General features: G+C 43.6%; 1 protein-coding gene. It reads right to left on the reverse strand.

Features of this window, described 5'->3' with window-relative positions; translation table 11 throughout:
- Positions 1-1,256, reverse strand: a 1,256-nt coding sequence (gene ltrA, locus H5058_RS18060; protein WP_182679370.1) for a group II intron reverse transcriptase/maturase, incomplete at its 3' end; no start/stop codon positions are given.
- Positions 1,257-1,942 lie beyond the last annotated feature (686 nt).

Consider the following 1,942-nt stretch of genomic DNA (forward strand, 5'->3'; position numbering starts at 1 on the left):
TGAGCAAGCCATCCTGTACTTACTTTTTCCATTGAATATAAACCTTGCTCCTCAAACCATTGGTTTGGCATCGCTACATTCGATAATGGACTTAGAGAGTTTCGCCATGAGTTCATTTTGATGAACTTAAATGGCGGCTTTTTCCCTAATTGTTTTAGTCGCTTATGCAACCTCGCTGGGTTTTTCCACAACCTTAACTGAATTGCCCTTAATCGTCGTCTCACCCACCTTGCCAACAAATTTAGCACTCGTTTACAATTGGCTATACTGAAATAATTTACAAAGCCGCGCACCACTGGATTGAGTCTTTTTATTACTTCAATTAAGTTCATGCCACTATTTCGCTTTGTTAATCGTTTAACTCTTTGTTTAAAGCCTTTGAGTTTTGTGGCTTGGATACGCGTCCAATTACTGCCTATCTCCACTCCCAAAAATTTTACGCCTTCACTACTATGCGCTATGTGCGTTTTCTTTTGGTTGACTGTTAACTTTAAGCCTTTTTCGAGTATCTGAGTCGCTACTGTGAGTGCATTCTTGGCTGCTTTTTCTGTGCAGCATAAGATCAATATGTCGTCGGCGTACCTCACTATTCTGTGATTTCGCTTTTTCATTTCTTGATCAAATGCATCTAGGTAGATATTCGCCAACAATGGACTGATAACACCACCTTGTGGACTTCCTAGCTCACTCGCTTCCCAATTATTGCCTATCATTACTCCGCTTTTTAAAAACTGTTTGAGCAGTTTTAAGATGCTACCGTCTGTCACTTTGCGTTTGACGCTGCTTATGATCAAGTCGTGATCGAGTAGGTCAAAACACTTCGACAGATCCATATCAACCACCCACTCACGGTGATATTTACGAATAAATACCGTGGCTTTGCTGATGGCGTCATGACAACTTCGTTTCGGCCTGTACCCATAACTTGATGGGTGAAAGTCGATGTCGAAGAGCGGTTGGAGAATGTTCAATAGTGTTTGTTGTACTATGCGGTCGCGAACTGTTGGAATTCCCAGCAGTCTCACACCACCATCATCTTTCGGTATTTCTATCCGTTTGACTGGCTGTGCGCGATACTGCTTGCTTTGCAGTTCACCTTGCAGTTGTTTCAAGTTTTCTTCTAAATTCAAGGCGAACGCGGCTATGGACTGCCTATCTATTCCGGCGGCTCCTTTCGCTGCTTTCACTTTTTTGAATCCCTTGTACAGGTTATTAATATCTAATAATTGCCCATACAAGCTGTAGTAAACTGTCATCAATTGCCTTTGCTTACGGTATGTCTGTCGTTTCACATTGATGTATAGTGGTGTTCTTCATGAGGACATTAGGTGTGCTAGCCGAATGGCAATCTGCCTAAGTGGTCGCTCATTACTCCCATGCTCGGCCTTCAGTTCTCAGCGTCCACATTCCTGCTTAGCCGTCATCTCTTGCCTATTTCCGTCGAAATACATGTGAGCCTATACGTCGATACTCCTGATTTTCATACACTTAAAGAATACTTCCCCCCTTCGCAATCAATTAAAACTTTTGATTAAAATTGACCCTATCAAACATTCTGTTGATAGTCGGCTTGGTTTTGTCCTCCACACCATTACTGGCTTTCATCGGCCTAGCCTTACTCACTACTACGGGTTCATCTGCCACCTCACACCGACGTTAAACCTTGGGTTTCCCCTTGAGTTTAGGCCACTTATTTACACTAAGTTTAGATGCCAGGCTTCCCCAGTTACTGCACTGGCTCCCTGTTAGAAATCCCACCCTCAAGCACAGTATTGGTCTGACTAAGTATAGGGCGTTGCGCTATTTTGCACGCTGACCCACCAATACTGCCGAAACAGGTTACGGTTAGTTGTGTACCTCTAACTTCTTATGGCTTCCTTCAGACCCCACCGTTGGCCAGTGACGCCCTTGCCATTCAGATTATCTTCCCCTTAGTCAGGGT

Origin of the sequence: Pseudoalteromonas sp. SR45-4 (assembly GCF_014163535.1) — a bacterium.
GTDB lineage: Bacteria > Pseudomonadota > Gammaproteobacteria > Enterobacterales > Alteromonadaceae > Pseudoalteromonas > Pseudoalteromonas nigrifaciens.